This is a genomic window from Micromonospora sp. DT227 (assembly GCF_049841835.1).
In the GTDB taxonomy this organism is placed as follows: Bacteria; Actinomycetota; Actinomycetes; order Mycobacteriales; family Micromonosporaceae; genus Micromonospora.
This window is the reverse complement of sequence record NZ_JBNCLA010000002.1, coordinates 650,543-669,324: the sequence shown is the minus strand read 5'-3', so window position 1 is coordinate 669,324 and position 18,782 is coordinate 650,543. Positions and strand designations below refer to the sequence as shown.

Sequence of the window (18,782 nt, the reverse complement as noted above, 5' to 3'; positions counted from 1 at the left end):
GTAAGGCGGGGCCCCCTGTTAACGCATTCTGCATAGGAAGGGGCCCCGCTTAACACCCGTGCCCGCCGCGTGGGAATGGACCGTCGCGCTGCGGGGTGCGAGCGACGCCACCGTTCGCGCGGGCGTCGTCCGCGGGCGACCCGGCCGGCGGTACCGTGGGGCCATGACCGAGCAGCGACCCGTCGTCCAGACGTACACCGTGACCGGGATGACCTGCGAACACTGCGTCCGGGCGGTGACCGGGGAGCTGTCCGCGCTGCCGGGCGTCGAGGAGGTCCGGATCGACCTGGTCGGGGGCACGGCCACCGTCACCAGCGCGGCTCCGCTGCCGGTGGAGTCCGTCCGCGCCGCCGTCGACGAGGCGGGTTACGAGTTGGCCGGCGGCGTTGCCTGAGTCGCCGTCCCTCGCCGAGCCCGCGCCCGACATCGACGGCCCGGGGCCTGGCTCGGGCGGTCCCGCGTCGGGCTCCGACGGTCCCGCGTCCGACATCGGCGGCCCGGCGTCGGGTTCCGGCGGTGCCGTGTCGGGTTCCGGCGGTCCCGCGTCGGGTTTCGGCGGTTCCGCGTCGGGTTCCGGCGGCGCGGGCGCGGCGACGGGTCCGGCGGTGGTGGACCGGGACACGGTACGGCTCGCCCTGGTGGTGGGCGGCCTGGTGCTGGCCGTGCTGCTCGGTTTCGGGCTCGGTCGGTTGAACCCGCCGGCGAACCCGGGCGGTGGCGCGGCTCCGGCCGGCACGGTCCCGGCGGGCGGCGCCGCCCCGGCCGGTGGCGCCCACTCCCACGCGCCCGGCGCCGGCGCGCACTCGCACGACGGAGCCACGGTCACCCAGGGCGGTGGCGACGGCGCGACCGGGCTGTCGATCAGCTCGGCCGGCTACACGCTCGTCCCGTCGACCGGGGGCTTGACCGCCGGCCGCGTCGGTGAGCTGCGGTTCCAGGTCCGCGACGACAATCGTCGGGCGGTGACCCGCTTCGCCGTCGTGCACGACAAGCCGATGCACGTCATCGTGGTCCGCCGCGACCTCACCGGCTACCGGCACCTGCACCCGACGATGGCCGCCGACGGCACCTGGTCGGTGCCGTTGACGCCTGCCGCGCCGGGGGCCTGGCGGATGTACGCCGACTTCACCGCGGTGGCCGACGACGGCCGGCAGGTCGCCGCCGTGCTCGGTGCCGACCTGGCCGTGCCGGGTGACTACCTGCCCCGGCCGCTGCCCGCCCCGGAGCCGTCGGCCACGGTCGACGGGTTCACCGTCGGGTTCACCGGCACGCCCGAGGTGGGACGGTCGGTGCCGTTGCGGTTCCGGGTCACCGACGCCGGCGGCGCGGCCGCTGCCCTGGAGCCCTACCTGGGCGCGTTCGGTCACCTGGTGGCGCTGCGTGAAGGCGATCTCGGCTACCTGCACGTGCACCCGGAGCCGGTGCGGGACGGCGACGCGGTGACGTTCTGGTTGACCGCCCCCGGGCCGGGCCGCTACCGGATGTTCCTGGACTTCCAGGTCGGCGGCGTGGTGCGGACCGCCGAGTTCACGCTGACCGTCGCCTGACCGGCCGCCCGTGTCTCAGCCGGCACCGGCGGCACGCCTGACCGGCCGACTCGTACGGTCAGCCGGCTCGTACGGTCAGCCGGCGCGGCGGACCGGTCGGCGGGCCAGGTAGCGCAGCAGGTCGCGGATGTGGTGCTTCTCCTCGGCGGGGACGTTCGGGTCGGCCAGCCGTTCCAGGATGACCCGTACGTCTGCCTCGACCGGACCGTCCTCGGCGGCGCGTCGGCGGGGCACCGCCCCGGCGTCGGGCAGACCCAGGGCCCGGAACGCGGCGGCCACCGGCAGATCGAGGGCGGCGCAGAAGCCGCGCACCTTGGCGAGCTCGGGGTAGTCCTGCCAGTCGCCGGCCAGCCAGCGGAACACCGTGGACCGGCCGACGCCGGTGTGGGTGGCGAGGTCGGTCACCGTCCAGCCGCGCTCCTCACGCGCGTCGTCGATGGCCCGTCGCACGAACCGTGCGAAGGCCATCTGCGGCGAAACCTCTGCGGCGCCCATCCCTCCTCGGCTGTCCCCTTCCGCCGGTGCGCCCGGCTCTGCGCCCCGAGCCTAGTACGCCCGGGGGAAGAAGTAACTGACTGATCGGTCGGAAGGGTCTCGTGGGCGGGACCGACGCAGCGTGAACAGTTGCGGACTGTCAACTAAGCTGAATGAATCCTCCCCGGCAGTGACTTCAGAGGAGCAGCATGGCCGAACCGGACCGTCCCGTTCCGCACCGTCCTGGCGCGGTGAGCCTCTTCTTCGTGGCGAAGGCCGGCGTGTTCGCGCTGGGTTTCTGGATCTGGCTGCTGGTGCTGGCGGTGCGGGGCGACCCGGCGGAGGGCGTGCACCTGATCGCCGCGACCGGCGCGGTCTGCACCACCTTGGTCGGTGTGGTGCTGGGCGCGCGGATGGCGCTCCAGCGCAACGCCGCGGCCCGGCACGCCGAGCTGAAGCGGTTGCTTGTCGACATCTCCTGGAACGCGTTCGCCGCCGTCGGCAACTCCGACCAGCAGCAGGCGAAGGTGGTCCCGTTCCCGACCGTGCCGCCGGACAGCGATCGGGCCACCAACCGCGGCCCCGGCGAGCGGGTGTCGGCGCTGGACCGCGGCGACCGCAACCGCGGCGAGCGGCGCCGCTAGACCGAGGCCGGGTCCGGGTTCGGGGCGGCGAGCAGCGTCTCCAGCCGGGGCGTGACGCCCCACCGGTCCACCAGCTCGCGGTATTCGGCCCGCTGGCCGTCGGTCGGCGAGCCGGCCGTCCGTCGGGCCCGGATGAGCAGGTTGCGTGGGGTGTGCTGGGAGTCGACGAACTCCACCACCTCGGCGCGGTAGCCGTGCAGCCGGAGCAGCCCGGCCCGCAGCGCGTCGGTGAGCACGTCGGCGAACCGCTCGCGCAGGATGCCCTGGCGGGTGAGCAGTCCGTCCGGCCCGGGCGCGGGCCGGGCCCGGAGCTGGGCGGCGAGGTCGTGGTGGCAGCACGGGGCGGCGAGCACCCAGCGGGCGCCCCAGTGCACCGCCCGGGCCAACGCCTCGTCGGTCGCCGTGTCGCACGCGTGCAGCGCCAGCACCAGGTCGGGAGCCGGTTCGACAGGGGCCTGCGCGATGGTGCCGGCGACGAAGCTGACCCGGTCGGCCCAGCCCAGCCGTTCGGCCAGCTCCGTGTTGCGGCGGCGCTGGTCCTCCCGGACGTCGACGCCGATCAACGTCACGTCCAGGCCGCGCCGGGTCAGGTAGCGGTGGGCGGCGAAGGTCAGGTACGCGTTTCCGCAGCCCAGGTCCACCACCCGCAGCGGGCCGGTGAGGTCGTCCGGCAGCGTCGCGGCCAGCGCGCGCAGGAACGCGTCGACCTGGCGGCGCTTGGCCGCCGAGCCGCCGATCGCGGCGAACAGCGGATCACCCGGGTCGAGCAGCCAGTCCTTGGCCCGGTCGTGTCCGTCCGGCTCGGCGACCGTCCGGCTGGCCTTGGCGCGGTGCACCTGCGCCTCGCCGGACTTGGTGACCCGGAGCTGGAGCGTGGTGCCGGTGGTCTCCACGTGCCAGTTGCCGAACGGCTCGGCGAGCAACGCGTCGACGGCCGTGTCGGCCTCCTCCGTACCGGGGGTGACGTTACGGGTGTGCGGTCGGGCGCCGTCGGAGGTGGCGATCTGCAACCGCGCGCCGGCCTTCAGCGTGACCGGGCGCAGTTCCGCGCGGACCACCGAGGGCCGCTGTCCTCGTTGCCGGCCGGCGGCGACCGCCCGGGTCAGACCGGGGTCGAGCAGCAGTGCCCGCACCTCCCGTAGCGCCGCGTCCAACGCTTCCGGCATCCCTGCTCCTCCCGTCCGGCAAGCCTCCCCGCCCGCCGTCCCCCGCTCGCGCCCGGTCGATCATGAGGTTGGCGGCGCGACACGCCGGGCGGGCGGACGCCAACCTCATGATCGACGAGGAGAGTGCCGGGGTGGGGACAGGGAGCGGCCCCCGGAGCGGGTCCGAGGGCCGTCGTGTGTGGGTGCTCTGCTCAGTCCGTGGTGGGGGACTCGGCGGTGGCGGTGGCGGTGCCGCTGCGGCGACGCCGACGGCGACGCGGCTTGGTCGCGGTCTCGTCGCCGCCGTCAGCGGTGGCGACGGTGGTGGCGGTGGTGGCGGTGGTGGTGGGCTGCTCCGTCGCGCCCTCGGTGGCGACCGCGGTCGGCTGCTCGCCGGCCACCGTCTCGCCGGCCCGGCGGCGACGCCGCCGGCGCGGGGTACGGGTGCCCTCATCCGTCGCGACCGCTGTCGCTCCGCCTTCGGCGGGTGTGTCGCCGGTCTCGCCACCACGCCCACGTCGGCGGTCCCCGCCGCGACCGCGGCTGTCGCCGCGGGTGTCACCGCGCCGGCCGTCCCGCCGGGACCGGCCGCCGCCCAGGTCCTCCTCGACCTCGGCCGACAGGCCGGCGCGGGTACGCGCGGCGGTCGGCAGGGTGTCGCTGACGTCCGGGGAGATGTCCAGGTCGGTGTAGAGGTGCGGGGACGTGTGGTAGGTCTCCGGGGGCTCGGGCATGTCCAGCCCGAGCGTCTTGTCGATGATGCGCCAGCGGGGCATGTCGTCCCAGTCGACGAACGTCACCGCGACACCTGTCGCCCCGGCCCGGCCGGTGCGGCCGATCCGGTGGGTGTAGGTGTCCTGGTCCTCGGGGCAGTCGTAGTTGATCACGTGGGTGACGCCGGTGACGTCGATGCCCCGGGCCGCCACGTCGGTGGCGACGAGCGTGTCGATCTTGCCGGCGCGGAACGCCCGCAGCGCCCGCTCCCGGGCACCCTGGCCCAGGTCACCGTGCACGGCCGCCACGGCGAAGCCGCGGAAGTCGAGATCCTCGGCGACCCGGTCGGCGGCCCGCTTGGTGCGGCAGAAGATCATGGTGAGCCCGCGCCCCTCGGCCTGGAGGATCCGCGCCACGATCTCGACCTTGTTCATCGAGTGGGTGCGGTAGGCGAGCTGCTGGGTCTGCGGCGACGGGCCGGTCTCGGCGGTGTGCCCGGCGTGGATGGTGACCGGCCGGCGGAGGAACCGCCGGGACAGCGCCACGATCGGGTCCGGCATGGTGGCCGAGAACAGCATGGTCTGCCGGTCCTCCGGCAGCATCGCCAGGATCTTCTCGACGTCGTCCAGGAAGCCCAGGTCGAGCATCCGGTCGGCCTCGTCGAGGACGAGCGCGCGGACCCGGTCGAGCCGCAGGTGCTTCTGCTTCTGCAGGTCGAGCAGGCGGCCGGGCGTGCCGACCAGGATCTCGACGCCCTTGCGCAGCGCCTCGATCTGCGGCTCGTACGCCACGCCGCCGTAGATCGGCAGCACCCGGACACCCCGGGTGCGACCGGCGGCGTCGAGGTCCTTGGCGACCTGGATGCCCAGCTCGCGGGTGGGGACGACGACGAGTGCCTGGGGCACGCCGTCGCTGCCCTCGGACGGGGCGAAGACCCGCTCCAGCAGTGGGATGCCGAAGCCGAGCGTCTTGCCGGTGCCGGTCGGGGCCTGCCCGATCAGGTCGACGCCGCGCAGCCCGATCGGCAGCGCGTACTCCTGGATGGCGAAGGCGCGGGTGATGCCCGCGGCGGCGAGCGCCTCGACGGTCTCCTGGCGGGCGCCGAGCGCGGCGAATGTGGGTGCCTCCGGGGGGACCGGAGCGGTGGGGGCCAGTGGCTGGCCTGTGCTCTGCTCACTCATGTGGATGTGGGGGTGCCCTCTCGTGGTGCGCCCCTCATGTCCTCAGGGCGCGGACGGTTTGACGCGGGCCACGCGGTCGGGGGCGGTTTCGCCGAGCCGGACCGGGCCGCACGCGCGCCGGGGACCGGTGCTGATCAGCGATGCTGGCCAGGTCGGTGCCCACGGCAACTGCTTCATCCTACCTGAACGGCCTCCGAGCCGTCCCGATTCCAGGTGTCGGCCAGGCAGCCGGGGGTGCTTCCTGTGACCTGCATCACAGCAAGTGGGCGGTAGCCTGCGCTCGTGTCCGCCCCCGATTCCGCCGCCGTCGGCCTGTTCGGCCTCGTCGCGTACGGCGAACTGCTCGCCTTCGACCGGCTGGCCGCCGACGCCCGGCTCGCCCCCGACCTGCGCCGTCGCGCCACGCTCAGCGAGCTGGCCGCAGGCGAGATGGCGCACTACCGGTGGCTCACCGACCGCCTCACCGCGCTGGGCGTGACCCCCGAGGAGGCGATGGCCCCCTACGTCGAGGCGTTGCGGGCGTACCACGACTCGACCGAGCCGCGGGACTGGGCGGAGGCGGTGACCAAAGCGTACGTGGGCGACGCGATCACCGACGACTTCCTGCGCGGGATCGCCGACGGCCTGGCCGGGCCGGACCGCGCGCTGCTGCTCGACGTCCTGCACGACTCCCGGTACGCCGAGTTCGCCGCCACCGAGATCCGGGCCGCCATCGAGGCGGACCCCAGGGCGGCCGGACGGCTCTCGATGTGGGCGCGTCGACTGCTCGGCGAGGCGCTCTCGCAGGCCGGACGCGTCGCCGCCGCCGACCGGGGCGCGCTCGCCGCATTGCTCGGCAGGGCCGGCGACGACGTGCCGGCGGTGCTGCGCCGGCTGACCGAGGCGCACGCCACGCGGATGTCGGCGGTCGGGCTGAACAACTGAGCCGTCGGGCCGCGCAACTGAGCCGTCAGGCCGCACAACTGACCGTCGGGCCGACCACCTGATCGGTCGGTCGGGACAACTGAGCCGCCGCGGCGGGTCTCCCCGCCACGGCGACCGGTGCGACGCGGATCAGCGGACGGTGAACCCGACCGCGCGGGGCGAGGCCTCCGCGATCTCGACGTAGGCGACCTTGCCGACCGGCACGATGACCCGCCGGCCCTTCTCGTCGGTCAGGGAGAGCGTGCCCTCGCTCCCGGCGAAGGCATCGGTCACGATCTGCTCGATCTCGGCCGGCGACTGCGCGCTCTCCAGGACCAGCTCCCGCGGCGCGTACTGCACGCCGATCTTGACCTCCACTGTGCCTCCTCAACTGGGGCGAAAAAGCCACCGTGGGAAGGCTATCCGATCGGGCGGCGCGATGGTCAGGCTGACTCACCTTGCAGCGGGAAGCTGGCGATGCCACGCCAGGACAGCGCCGCGACCAGCGCTTCCGCCTCCGGCTTGGCCACCTGCCGACCGCCCGCCAGCCAGAACTGCGCGGCGGTCTCCGCGGCGCCGACCAGGCCGGACGCGAGCAGCTCGGCGTGCGCCCGGCTCACCCCGGTGTCCGAGATGATGGTGTCGGTGATCGCCGCGATGCAGCCCTGCTCGACCCGCTCGACCCGCTGCCGCACGGCCGGGTCGTTGCGCAGGTCGGATTCGAAGACCAGGCGGAACGCCTCGCTCTCGTGGTCGACGAAGTCGAAGTAGGCCCGCACGGCGGCGCCGACCCGCTCCTTGTTGTCGTTGGTGCCGCGCATGGCGTCGTGCACCTTCGCCACGATGGCGTCGCAGTGGGTGTCCAGCAGCGCCAGGTAGAGCTCCATCTTCCCGGGGAAGTGCTGGTAGAGAACGGGCTTGGAGACGCCGGCCCGCTCGGCGATGTCGTCCATCGCGGCGGCGTGGTAGCCGTGTGCGACGAACACCTCCTGGGCCGCGGCGAGCAGCTGCTTGCGGCGCGCCGAGCGGGGCAGGCGGGTGGGCCGGCCGGCCGTGTGTGCACCGTTCCCCACTGCCGTCATGGGAACCTCCGAGTATCTGCGTCGAGCCGGCACGTATCGCCCGAACCGGTCCGGGTTCGTGAACCCGTCGCGGAATTGGCCCGCCGCTGTAACTTATCGCCACTGTCACCACACGGTAGCCTCAGCGGGGGCGACCAAGGAGCGCGCGGTGAGTGAAACAGGGCAACCCGGAGCCGCCACCCCGGGAGAGCACGGCGACGGGACGGGCCAGCACGACGACCCGGCCCGCACCGGCGGCGGATGGGCGCCCCCGGCGGACGGCTGGTCCCGCGGCGCCCCGGCGCCCGGTGGCTGGCCCTACGGCGACCTCGGTGGCGGGTGGGCGGCGTCCTCGCCCCGGCACGGCGACCTGCCGGCCCCGCTGCCCGGCCACCCGGCCGAGGAGCCGCCGGCGCGCGTCAACGGCCGCCACGTCAACGGCGTGCACCACGCCGGGGAGGAGTCACCCGTGACCCGCCAGGCGCCGGTGAGTGCACCGCCCGTGGGCGAGCCGCCGCGGGAGACCGACGGCGACCGGCTGGCCGTGCCCGCCCCTCGCCCCGCGCCCGCCGTCGAGCAACGTCCCGGCCCGACCGACCCCACCGGCTCCCGGCACGCCTCGGACGACACGTCCGCCGGGCGGTCGCCCCGCTGGGCCGAGAGTGGTCCGGCCTCCGCGCCCCCCGCGCTCCAGGTGCCGCCGGTCGGCGCCGCCGCCTCCGGCTTCGAGGTGCCGCCGGGCTTCCACGCCCCGACCGTCGACCCGGCCCCGACGCTGCACCAGGGCTGGCCCCACCGGGGCCCGGCCGAGCCGCCGGTGCCGGTTTCCGGCCGGGGCGAGCCGCCGGCGGCGGAGCACCACCCGGGCGGCGCCCACCCCGGAGAGGATCAGCGGACCGCCGCCGATCCCCACGCCGCCGCGCCGAACGACCCGGGCCCGGGGCCGGCGGGCGAGCCGGAGTGGCCCGGGCCGTCCTGGAACCGCCCGAGTTGGGGCGACGGCTGGGCCCCGCCGTGGGCCCGCACCGACGAGCCGGTCGCGCGCCGCTCGGCCCGCGACGACGCGCCGGCCGAGCGACGGACCGGGGACGACGAGCCGACCGGCCGCCGCGCCGCCCGCGAGGACCGCGCGTCCGAGTGGGCGCCCGAACCGATGCGACAGTACGAGCCGGCCCGCGTCGAACCGCCCACCGGCTACCAGCCGACCCGCGTCGATCCGGCGGGCGGTTACGAGCCGCGGCCCGAGCCGGTCCGGCCGTATGAAGCGGTGCGGGCCGAGTCGACGACCGCGCCCGAGCCGCCGCGTCCCGAGGCGACCCGGCCGTTCCGGCTGCCCCGCGAGGACGCCGAGTCCCGCTCGGGTCACGAGCCACCTGCCGAGCGGCCCTCCTGGGCGGGTCCGCCGGTGCCGGTGACCCCGTTCGGCCCACGTCCCGAGTCGGCCGGCGCGCCGCCGGTCGCCCGTGAGCGCGAGACGCCGGCCGGTCCACCGCCGGCGGCGTACGCTGCGGGGCCGGCCGCCCGGGCCGTCGGTGAGCCGGCCGCCGCGTACCCCGCACCGGACCCTTCGCACGGCGAGCCGGCCGGCGTCCCCGCGCCGGGTGGGACGGCGCGGTTCGATCCGCCGTCCGCGCCCCGCCCGACGAGCGCCCCGCCCTACGCGGCCCGCCGGTCCGCCCCGGAGCCGACGCCGGCCGCCGAGGCGGCTGCCGGGCCGGAGTCGACCGAGTCGGCCCCGGCGGTGCTGCCGCAGCGCGTCCCCGCCGAGCCGGACGTGCCGGTCGTGCCGGAGCCGCCGGCCGTGGAACCGTCCGCCGAGACCCCGGAGTTGGCCCGCATCGCCACCCACCTGCGTCGGGACGACGAACCGGCGCCGCTGCGCGAGCGGCCGGAGGGCTTCGACGTCAACGCGATCCTGGACGCCGTGCGCGAGGTGGCCGGCGTCCGGGACGCCGCGCTCCGTCGCACCCCGGCCGGTGCGCACAGCCTCCGGCTGGATCTGGCCGACGGCGCGGACCCGGCCGAGGTGAGCCGGCTGGTGGCCCGGCTGCTCCAGGATCGGATGGGTCTGGCCGCCGCCCCGCAGAACCTGCCCGGCGCGCCGGCCGTACCGCCGCCGCCGGTCCGCCGCCGGTCCGCCACCGCGCGCGCGGACCGCCTGGCCGAGGCCGCGGCCGGCCGCGACCGTCCGGTGGAGGTCCCACCGGGCCGCGCCGACCGTCTCGCCGAGGCCCCGCCGGTCGCGGAGTTCCCGCCGGGCCGTGCTGCCGACCGCCCGGCCGAGCCCCGATCCGGTACGCCGCGCGCCGACGACGAGCCGGGTGCTCCGGCGCGGGGCGGGGCCTCGTCCGGTCCGGCCGAGGCGGACATGCCAGCGCGGGCCGGCGTGGTGCGGCCGACGTCGAACCGGCCGGCCGAGAACCGCTCCGGCGAGGGCCGGTTCGGCGGCGTGGAGTCGCGTGCCGGCCGGCTGGTCGACGCGCCGGGGGAGGACGCCGACGAGCCGCCGCGCCGCCGCCGGCAGGCCACCCACCGGGGCCGGGCCACCGTGGACGAGACGTCGCTGGCCGCCGCGCCCACCGGCATGTCCACCGGCAGTCCGGTCACGCTCGGCACCTCGTACTCCGGTGGGCAGATCACCACGACGGAGACCGCGCCGTCGCGACCGCTGGATCCGGGCGGCGTGCCCGGGCCCCGGGTGGTGATCGACCACGTCCTGGTGAGCACGTTGGGGCTGGACGCCACCACCGAGGTCCGCCTGCTCGCCGGGGACCGGATGGCCGAGGGGCACGCGACCGGGCCGGCCGTCGACGGGTACGTGCTGCGGCTCTGCGCGGTGGCCGCGGCTGCCGCGGTGGACGAGCTGCTCGGCCCGGCCCTGCCGGCGGGCGAGCGGGGCCGGTGCTTCGTCGAGCACGCCGCCGTGGTGCCGTTCGGCAACTGCGAGGTGGCGACCGTGGTGGTGCTGCTGGTCTGCGACGGGTGGGTGGAGCAGTTGGCCGGTTCCGCCCTGGTCGCGGGCGATCCGCGGCAGGCTGTGGTGCGGGCCACGCTGGCCGCGGTGAACCGGCGTCTGGAGGCGCTGCTCGCCTAGGGGACTGTGCGGACGGGGCCGGCGCGGGGAAGACTGAACGCATGAAGCGTGCCGCGCTCGGGCCCGAGCATCTCCTTCCCGCGCATCATCTCCCGCCGCCCTGGCCGGGCCGGCACGTGCGGCTCGACGGCACGCTCGTGCACGTCCGGGACACGCCGGCCACCGGGCCCGACGCCGAGCCGGCGCTCTACGTGCACGGGCTCGGCGGCTCCGCGCAGAACTGGACCGACCTGGCCGGCCTGCTGGCGCCCCGGCTCGACGGCCAGGCGATCGACCTGCCCGGCTTCGGGCGCAGCGAGCCCGGCCGGCGGTACACGATCCCGGCGTTCGCGGACCGGGTGGTCCACTGGATCGAGCACAGTGACCGGGGCCCGGTGCACCTGTTCGGCAACTCGCTCGGCGGGGCGGTCGCGGTCCGGGTGGCGGCGCTGCGTCCGGATCTGGTCCGCACGCTCACGCTGATCTCGCCGGCCCTGCCGTTCCTGGACTTCCGGCGCTCGTTGCAGGGGCGGATGCTGCCGGTGCTGGTGATCCCCCGGGGTGAGCGGCTGGCCGCCTGGCGGCTGGCCCAGCTCGCTCCGGAGGCGATGGCGCAGCAGGTGATGGAGTCGTGCGTGGCGGACCTGACCCGGATCAGCGAGCAGCGCCGGCAGGAGACGATCGAGGAGATCCGGATCCGGTACGAGGCGGCGCACTACGCCGCCGCGTACGTCCGGACGTTCCGGGGCCTGGTCGGCAGTTTCCTGCGGTCGTACCTGCCGGGGGAGGGCGCGCTCTGGCGGCAGGCCGCGGCGGTGCGGGTGCCGACGCTGGTGGTGGGCGGGCGGCAGGACCGGCTGGTCGACGTGCGGGTCGCTCCGCAGGCTGCCCGGGTGATCCCGGACAGCCGGCTGCTGATGCTGGACGGCGTCGGGCACGTGGCCCAGTTGGAGGTGCCCCGGACGGTGGCCCGGGCGGTGCTGGCACTGCTCGACGAGGCGGCGCCGGCCGGGTCGCCGGAGGCCGCCACGCCGGGGTCGGACGGCCGGAAAGCGCAGGTCACGGCGCTGGTGAGCGGAACGGGGGAGAGCGGCGGCGTCCGCGACATGGCAGGCTGAGCGGGATGCCCAGCTCCCGCCGTCCGCGTTTTCCGCGGTCCCTGTCCGCTGCCCGTCGGTGGCGCTCCGCCGTGGTGGTCTGCGCGTTCCTGGCCACCGCCGGGGCCGGCGTCGGCGTGGCGCTGCAACTGCCGCCGGCCGGCGCGCGGGAGGTGGTCGCCGACGGGTTCGTCGCCCAGCCGCCGGCGCCGGTGGCACCGAGCGTCTCGTCGTCGCCAGCGCTGGCCGCGCCGCCTCGCTCGCCGGCGCCCGTGCTGAGTCTGCCCGGTCCGGTGCCCGCGCGGGGCACGGGCGGTTTCGGATACGACGACCGGGCCGGCGGCGTGCTGGGCCGGGGCGGTGAGCTGCGTCGCTTCCGGGTGGCGGTGGAGCGGGGCGTCGGTGAGGACGTCCGGGCGTTCGGGGACGCGGTGCAGCGCGCCCTGGCCGGGCCGGGGAGCTGGGTGGACAGCGGCCGGCTGCGGTTGCAGCGGGTCACGCCGGGCAGCCGGTACGACTTCACGATCTATCTGGCGAGCCGGGACACCGCCGGCCGGCTGTGCGGGGCGGGCGGGATCGACATCCGCAAGGGCGGGGTGCCGTACACGTCCTGCCGGGTGCCGGGCAAGGTCGTGCTCAACCTGGACCGGTGGCGGTCGTCCGCGCCGCACCTGGTGGCCGCCGGGATGCCGCTTGACTCGTACCGGCTCTACGTGGTCAACCACGAGGTGGGGCACCAGCTCGGGCACCATCATGAGGCGTGTCCGGGCGCCGGGCGGGCCGCGCCGGTGATGCAGCAGCAGACGCTCTTCCTCGACGGTTGCCGGCCGAACCCGTGGCCGTACCTGGGTGGGAAGCGGTACACCGGACCGGCATTGTGACCGAGTTGTGAGTAATTCTCAGGACTTGCGCCGCAAAAGCAGCTAAATGCCCGAATTGCGTGGCACGCTGTCCGCATGACGTCGTACCCGTCCGAACGCCCCGGGCTGCGCCGGATGCGCCGCCGACGCCGACGCGCGGTGCTGCTGCTGGCGATGCTGCTCGCGGCCGTCGGCGGCGCGGCGGGCATCACCCGGCTGAGTGAGCCGCCGCGTCCCGTGCGGGTCCCGCTCGCCGCCGAGCCGACGCTGATGCCGGACGCCGACACCGACACCGCCGCGTCGGCGTCGCCGACCGGCTACCCCACCGCCGGCCCCGGCACGTTCGCGGTGGCCGACGGGCGTTCACCGGTACGCGGCCACGCCGGCCCGCTGCGTCGCTACCGGATCGAGGTCGAGCACGGTACGGGGCAGGACGCCGACGCGTTCGCCGCGACCGTGGACGCGGTGCTCGGCGACCCGCGTAGCTGGATCGCCTCCGGGGAGCTGCGGGTGCAGCGGGTGCCCGAGGCCGCCGCCGCCGACTTCACCGTCTACCTGGCCACGCCGGCCACCTCCGAGCGGATGTGCGCCGAGGGCGGCCTGCACACCGAGCGCTACACGTCCTGCCGGCTGCCCGGTCGCGTGGTGCTGAACCTGGCGCGCTGGATGACCGCGGTGCCCGACTACGGCGCCCCGCTCGACGTCTACCGGACGTACGTGGTCAACCACGAGGTCGGGCACGAGTTCGGCGAGCTGCACCAGGCGTGCCCGCGCCCCGGCGCCCCGGCCCCGGTGATGCAGCAGCAGACGTACGGGCTGGACGGCTGCCTGCCGAACGCGTGGCCGTACGTCGACGGGGTGCGGTACTCCGGCGAGCCCACCGACGGCGTCTGAGATATTCCCGGTCCCGCAGTTCGGGCCGGGTGTCCCTCGTCATGGCCGATCCGCACTCCGGCGAGCGACAATGGCGCGGTCCCACCGCCGATTCCGGGGAGTCCACCGTGTCGTTGCCCCCGCTCGTCGAGCCCGCCGCCGAGCTGACCGTTGACGAGATCCGTCGCTACTCGCGCCACCTGATCATCCCGGACGTCGGGGTCGAGGGGCAGAAGCGGCTGAAGAACGCCCGGGTGCTCTGCGTGGGCGCCGGTGGTCTCGGCTCGCCGGCCCTGCTGTACCTCGCCGCCGCCGGCGTCGGCACGCTCGGCATCATCGACTTCGACACCGTCGACGAGTCGAACCTCCAGCGGCAGATCATCCACGGCGTCTCCGACGTCGGCCGGTCCAAGGCCGAGTCCGCCGCCGCCTCGATCCGCGAGATCAACCCGCTGGTCACCGTGGAGATCCACGACACCGCGCTGGACCGGGAGAACGTCCGGGACATCTTCTCCCGGTACGACCTGATCGTCGACGGCACCGACAACTTCGCCACCCGCTACATGGTCAACGACGCGGCCGTGCTGCTCGGCAAGCCGTACGTCTGGGGTTCGATCTACCGCTTCGACGGCCAGGCGTCGGTGTTCTGGGCCGAGCACGGCCCGTGCTACCGCTGCCTCTACCCGGAGCCCCCGCCGCCCGGCATGGTCCCCTCCTGCGCCGAGGGCGGCGTGCTCGGCGTGCTCTGCGCCTCCATCGGGTCGATCCAGGTCAACGAGGCGATCAAGCTGCTCGCCGGCATCGGCGAGCCGCTTGTCGGCCGGCTGATGGTCTACGACGCCCTGGAGATGAGCTACCGCAAGATCAAGGTGCGCAAGGACCCGAACTGCGCGCTCTGCGGCGAGAACCCCACGGTCACCGACCTGCTGGAGGACTACGAGGACTTCTGCGGCGCGGTCTCCGAGGAGGCGCAGGAGGCGGTGGTCGACTCCACCATCACCGCGCGGGAGCTGAAGGAGTGGCAGGACGCCGGCAAGGACATCTTCCTGGTCGACGTGCGCGAGCCCGCCGAGTACGAGATCGTCCGCATCCCCGGCTCCACGCTGATCCCGAAGGGGGAGATCCTCTCCGGCGAGGCGCTGGCGAAGTTCCCGCAGGACCGGCAGATCGTGCTGCACTGCAAGTCCGGCGTCCGGTCCGCCGAGGCGCTGGCCGCGCTCAAGGCGGCCGGGTTCAAGGACTCGGTCCACGTGCAGGGCGGCGTGCTCTCCTGGGTCAAGCAGGTCGACCCGTCGCTGCCCGCGTACTGACGTCGATGTGGTGAGGGCCCTTCCGGTGCGCCGGGAGGGCCCTCGGCGTCTGCCGCTTTCTGGCCGAGCTACCGAGGCGGGACCGCGTCCGCGCAGGTAGCGTCACGACCGTGGTCGATCTGGAAGCGGCGATCGGGTTCGTCGTGGCACACGGGGACGCGGTGGACCGCGCCCGCCTGTCCCGACTGCGTTCCGGCACGCCGGTGCCGCCGGCGGTGCTCGACGCGGCGGAGTCCGGTCAGGCTCCCGGCGGTGGCTGGCCCGCCGTGCTCGGCGGCGACGTCGCCTCCGTCGACGCGACCTGCTTCCGCCTCGCCGAGCTGGACGACCTCGGCGCGCTGGGCCGCCCCGCCGCCCGGCACGCGCTGGACTGGCTGGCCGCCGGCCAGCTCGCCGACGGTGGTTGGGACGAGCACCTGTCGCTGGCCGGGTTCGCGCCGGAGTGGGCCACCCCCGGCGACCCCGAGGCGCGGTTCTACCTGACCGCCGACGCCGGGTTCTGGCTCACCGTGGCCGGGTTGGACGCCCGAGCCGCCGGCCCGCTCGACCACCGCGTCGGCGGGGCGTACGCCGGGGTGGTGCAGGCGGCGGCCCACACGCTCGCCGCGCAGCTCGCCCCGGACGGGAGCTGGCCGTCGTTCCTGCCCGCCGGCTGGCTCGCCGCGGCGGTGCTGCACCGCCAGCGGATGTACCACGAGTCGGCCCGGATCCAGGCGGTGCTCGCCGACCGGATCCCGGAGATGTCCCCGGCCGACGTGGCGTGGCTCGCCGCCACGCTGCGCCGGGTGGAGGTGGGCGAGGAGCAGTGGCTGCTGGTCTCGGCGCGGCGTCGGCTGGCCGGGACGCAACGCAGCGACGGCGGCTGGGACAGCGACGACGGTCACCAGTTCGACGTGCACACCACGCTGCGCGCGATCCGGGCCTGCCGGCCGACCGAGCCCGAGGTCGCGGCGTCCGGGGCCCCGTTCGTGGCGCCGCGCGCCGTCGCGCTGCCCGAGCCGCCGTCCCGCCGCCGCGCGCCCGCGCCGCCCGTTCCGCCCGCGCCGCCCGTTCCGCCCGCGCCGCCCGTTCCGCCCGCGCCGCCCGTTCCGCCCGCGCAGCCCGCTCCGGCTGAGCAGGCCGCGCCGGCCGTTCCCGACCCGGCCGCGCCCGCGGCCCCGGCCCTGCTTCCGGCCCCGGCCGTACCCCCGACCCGGCTTCCGGCCGCCTCCCCGGCGCCGACAGGGCTTCCGGCCGTGGTCCCGGCTCCGGTCGTGGTTCCGCCTCCGGTCGTGGTTCCGGCTCCGACTGTGGTCCCGGCCGGGACGGCGGGTCCGGCTCCGGTTGTGGTCCCGACCGGGATGCCGGCTCCGGCCCCGAATCCGCTCCGGGTGGCGTAGCCCGCCGCCACGGCGCGAGCCGGGGCCGGGTGCGGCTCAGCGCAGGTGGCCGTCGCCGGTGACCACGTACTTCGTGCTGGTCAGCTCCGGCAGGCCCATCGGGCCGCGGGCGTGCAGCTTCTGGGTGGAGATGCCGATCTCGGCGCCGAACCCGAACTCGCCGCCGTCGGTGAACCGGGTGGACGCGTTCACCATCACGGCGGCGGCGTCCACCCGGGCCACGAACTCCCGCGCCGCCCGCTGCGAGTCGGTGACGATCGCCTCGGTGTGGCCGGTGCCGTAGCGCCGGATGTGTGCGACCGCCGCGTCGAGCGAGTCGACCACGGCGACCGAGATGTCGGCGGACAGATATTCGGTGGCGAAGTCCTCCTCGGTCGCGGCGACCACCGCGTCGGAGTGGGCGGCCACCTCCGGGCTGCCGTGCACGGTCACCCCGGCCTCGGCGAACGCGGCCAGCACGGCCGGCAGGAACGCGTCCGCGACGGCCCGGTGGACCAGCAGCGACTCGGCGGTGTTGCAGGTGGACAGCCGCTGCGTCTTGGCGTTCAGCGTGATCGCCACCGCCTTGTCGAGGTCGGCGGCGGCGTCCACGTACACGTGGCAGTTGCCCACCCCGGTCTCGATCACCGGCACGGTCGACTCCTCGACCACGGCCCGGATCAGCGACGCGCCGCCGCGCGGGATCAGCACGTCGACCAGGCCCCGGGCGCGCATCAGCTCCTTGACCGAGTCACGCGTGCTGGCGTCGAGCAGTTGCACCGCGTCCGCCGGCAGGCCGGCCCCGGCGACCGCGTCGCGCAGCACCGTGACCAGGGCGGCGTTGGAGTGCGCCGCCGAGGACGAGCCGCGCAGCAGCGCCGCGTTGCCCGACTTCAGGCAGATGCCGGCCGCGTCGACTGTCACGTTGGGCCGGCCCTCGTAGACGATGCCGACGACCCCGAACGGCACCCGCACCTGGCGCAGCTCCAGCCCGTTCGGCAGCGTGGACCCGCGGACCACCTCGCCGACCGGGTCGGGCAGCGCGGCCATCTCGCGCAACGCGTCCGCGATGGCGGCGACCCGGCCCTCGTCGAGCGCGAGCCGGTCCAGCACGGCCGCGCTCAGCCCGGCGTCGCGCCCGGCCGCCAGGTCCGTCGCGTTCGCGGTCAGGATCTCCGGGGTACGCGCCACCAGCGCGTCGGCCATCGCGTGCAGCGCGGCGTCCTTGGCGGTACGGGTGGCCGCCGCCAGGGCCTCCGCCGCGTCCCGGGCCCGGCGGGCCTGCTCGACGACGCTCATGGTGCGCTCTCCTTCACAGAGGTGTTAGGCGGGGGCCCTTCTTATGCAGAATGCGTTAAGAAGGGCCCCCGCCTTACAACAAGACGAGGTCGTCGCGGTGGACGACCTCACGTTCGTAGGCCGGGCCGAGCGCCGCGGCGAGTTCCGCGGTGGAACGGCCGAGCAGGCCGGGCAGCTCCACCGCGTCGTAGTTGACCAGGCCACGGGCCACCGGCGCGCCGGCGGTGTCGACCAGGTCCACCGGGTCCCCGGCGGTGAACGCGCCGTCCACCGCGGTGATGCCGGCCGGCAGCAGCGACTTGCGCCGACCCACCACGGCCTGCACCGCGCCCGGGTCGAGGTGCAGCCGGCCGCGCGGCGCGGTGGCGTGCGCCAGCCAGAACAGCCGGGCGGCCGGGCGTCGGCTGCTGGCGTGGAAGAACGTGCCGACCGGCTCGCCGGCCAGCGCCGGGCCGGCCAGCGGCGCGGCGGTGAGCACCACCGGGATGCCGAAGCCGGTGGCGATGCGCGCCGCCTCCACCTTGGTGACCATGCCGCCGGTGCCCACCCCGGCCCGGCCGGCCCCGCCGACGTCGACGCCGGCCAGGTCGCCCTCGCCGTGCACCTCGGTGACCCGGGTGCTGTCCGGACGGGTCGGGTCGCCGGTCCAGAGCGCGTCCACGTCGGAGAGCAGCACCAGCAGGTCGGCGTCGACGAGCGCGGCGACGAGCGCGGCGAGCCGGTCGTTGTCGCCGAACCGGATCTCGTCGGTGGCCACCGTGTCGTTCTCGTTGACGATCGGCACGGCCCGCAGGTCGAGCAGCTTGCGCAGCGTGCGGTACGCGTTGCGGTAGTGCGCCCGCCGGGTCACGTCGTCGACCGTGAGCAGCACCTGCCCGACGGGGTGACCGTGCCGGGCGAACGCGGTGGCGTACCGGCCGATGAGCAGGCCCTGGCCGACGCTGGCGGCGGCCTGCTGGGTGGCCAGGCCGCGCGGGCGTCGGGGCAGCCGGAGCGGGGCGAGGCCGGCGGCGATCGCACCGGAGGAGACCAGCACCACCTCGCGTCCCGCGCCGATCAGGGCGGCGAGCGTGTCGACGAGCGCGTCGACCCGGCCGTCGTCGAGGCCGCCCGTCGCGGTGGTCAACGAGGACGATCCGATCTTGACCACGATCCGGCGGGCCGAGGCGACTGCTTCACGCACCCGACCATTCTGCGGGTCGCGGTCCGCGCGATCGTGGCGCGTTCCCATATCGTGGCAGCT

At 75.5% G+C, this 18,782-nt stretch carries 17 protein-coding genes; 10 read left to right on the top strand and 7 right to left on the bottom strand.

All coding sequences use genetic code 11. The features are described 5' to 3' along the window. Positions 1-163 precede the first annotated feature (163 nt). Both ACLQ2W_RS12140 and ACLQ2W_RS12135 read left to right on the top strand, forming a co-directional pair. Entirely contained in the window at positions 164-394 is a 231-nt protein-coding gene (locus tag ACLQ2W_RS12140; protein ID WP_107161800.1) for a heavy-metal-associated domain-containing protein, read from the top strand. Positions 395-605: 211 nt separating this feature from the next. Next, positions 606-1,547, top strand: a complete 942-nt coding sequence (locus ACLQ2W_RS12135; protein ID WP_425786431.1) for a hypothetical protein — start codon at positions 606-608, stop codon at positions 1,545-1,547. A gap of 75 nt (positions 1,548-1,622) precedes the next feature. Here ACLQ2W_RS12135 and ACLQ2W_RS12130 read toward each other — a convergent pair whose 3' ends face one another. Next, a complete protein-coding gene (locus ACLQ2W_RS12130; protein ID WP_425786430.1) occupies positions 1,623-2,042 on the bottom strand; it encodes a helix-turn-helix domain-containing protein in 420 nt (139 codons plus the stop codon). Positions 2,043-2,230: 188 nt separating this feature from the next. Here ACLQ2W_RS12130 and ACLQ2W_RS12125 point away from each other — a divergent pair, with 188 nt between their 5' ends. After that, positions 2,231-2,665: a hypothetical protein gene (locus tag ACLQ2W_RS12125; RefSeq protein WP_425786429.1), complete on the top strand. Its 435-nt coding sequence runs from the start codon at positions 2,231-2,233 to the stop codon at positions 2,663-2,665. On the opposite strand, the gene ACLQ2W_RS12120 is transcribed toward ACLQ2W_RS12125, so the two are convergent. Next, the gene (locus ACLQ2W_RS12120) at positions 2,662-3,831 is read right to left on the bottom strand and encodes a class I SAM-dependent methyltransferase (protein WP_425786428.1); all 1,170 of its coding nucleotides are present in this window, start codon (positions 3,829-3,831) and stop codon (positions 2,662-2,664) included. The two genes, ACLQ2W_RS12125 and ACLQ2W_RS12120, sit on opposite strands and share 4 nt — an antisense overlap. 191 nt (positions 3,832-4,022) lie before the next feature. Further along, positions 4,023-5,705 (bottom strand): DEAD/DEAH box helicase, encoded by a 1,683-nt coding sequence (locus ACLQ2W_RS12115; RefSeq protein WP_425786427.1) that lies wholly within the window; start codon positions 5,703-5,705, stop codon positions 4,023-4,025. 282 nt (positions 5,706-5,987) lie between these two features. Here ACLQ2W_RS12115 and ACLQ2W_RS12110 point away from each other — a divergent pair, with 282 nt between their 5' ends. Continuing rightward, positions 5,988-6,629 carry a ferritin-like fold-containing protein gene (locus ACLQ2W_RS12110; RefSeq protein ID WP_425786426.1) on the top strand — a complete coding sequence of 214 codons (642 nt, stop codon included), beginning with the start codon at positions 5,988-5,990 and terminating at the stop codon, positions 6,627-6,629. 129 nt (positions 6,630-6,758) lie between these two features. Here ACLQ2W_RS12110 and ACLQ2W_RS12105 read toward each other — a convergent pair whose 3' ends face one another. Together ACLQ2W_RS12105 and ACLQ2W_RS12100 are read right to left on the bottom strand one after the other, a co-directional pair. Further along, the gene (locus ACLQ2W_RS12105; protein WP_107161788.1) at positions 6,759-6,986 is read right to left on the bottom strand and encodes a DUF3107 domain-containing protein; all 228 of its coding nucleotides are present in this window, start codon (positions 6,984-6,986) and stop codon (positions 6,759-6,761) included. Between the two features lie 65 nt (positions 6,987-7,051). After that, entirely contained in the window at positions 7,052-7,690 is a 639-nt protein-coding gene (locus tag ACLQ2W_RS12100) for a TetR/AcrR family transcriptional regulator (RefSeq protein WP_107161786.1), read from the bottom strand. Between the two features lie 148 nt (positions 7,691-7,838). On the opposite strand from ACLQ2W_RS12100, the gene ACLQ2W_RS12095 reads away from it, so the two are divergent. The 6 genes from ACLQ2W_RS12095 (at position 7,839) to ACLQ2W_RS12070 (ending at position 16,261) form a co-directional block, all read left to right on the top strand. Continuing rightward, on the top strand, positions 7,839-10,763 hold the full coding sequence (locus ACLQ2W_RS12095; protein WP_425786425.1) for a hypothetical protein: 2,925 nt from the start codon (positions 7,839-7,841) through the stop codon (positions 10,761-10,763). 41 nt (positions 10,764-10,804) lie between these two features. Further along, complete coding sequence (locus ACLQ2W_RS12090) at positions 10,805-11,860, top strand: alpha/beta fold hydrolase (RefSeq protein WP_425786424.1); 1,056 nt, start codon at positions 10,805-10,807, stop codon at positions 11,858-11,860. A gap of 5 nt (positions 11,861-11,865) precedes the next feature. Further along, entirely contained in the window at positions 11,866-12,720 is an 855-nt protein-coding gene (locus tag ACLQ2W_RS12085; protein ID WP_425786423.1) for a DUF3152 domain-containing protein, read from the top strand. Between the two features lie 75 nt (positions 12,721-12,795). Next, the gene (locus tag ACLQ2W_RS12080; protein ID WP_425786422.1) at positions 12,796-13,593 is read left to right on the top strand and encodes a DUF3152 domain-containing protein; all 798 of its coding nucleotides are present in this window, start codon (positions 12,796-12,798) and stop codon (positions 13,591-13,593) included. A gap of 41 nt (positions 13,594-13,634) precedes the next feature. Then, positions 13,635-14,882: an adenylyltransferase/sulfurtransferase MoeZ gene (gene moeZ, locus ACLQ2W_RS12075; RefSeq protein WP_425786421.1), complete on the top strand. Its 1,248-nt coding sequence runs from the start codon at positions 13,635-13,637 to the stop codon at positions 14,880-14,882. A gap of 110 nt (positions 14,883-14,992) precedes the next feature. Then, positions 14,993-16,261 carry a hypothetical protein gene (locus tag ACLQ2W_RS12070; protein ID WP_425786420.1) on the top strand — a complete coding sequence of 423 codons (1,269 nt, stop codon included), beginning with the start codon at positions 14,993-14,995 and terminating at the stop codon, positions 16,259-16,261. Positions 16,262-16,297: 36 nt separating this feature from the next. Here the strand turns inward: ACLQ2W_RS12070 and ACLQ2W_RS12065 are convergent, their stop codons facing one another. Next, a complete protein-coding gene (locus tag ACLQ2W_RS12065; protein ID WP_425786419.1) occupies positions 16,298-17,539 on the bottom strand; it encodes a glutamate-5-semialdehyde dehydrogenase in 1,242 nt (413 codons plus the stop codon). Between the two features lie 73 nt (positions 17,540-17,612). Continuing rightward, entirely contained in the window at positions 17,613-18,770 is a 1,158-nt protein-coding gene (proB, locus tag ACLQ2W_RS12060) for a glutamate 5-kinase (RefSeq protein WP_425786418.1), read from the bottom strand. Between the last annotated feature and the right edge of the window lie 12 nt (positions 18,771-18,782).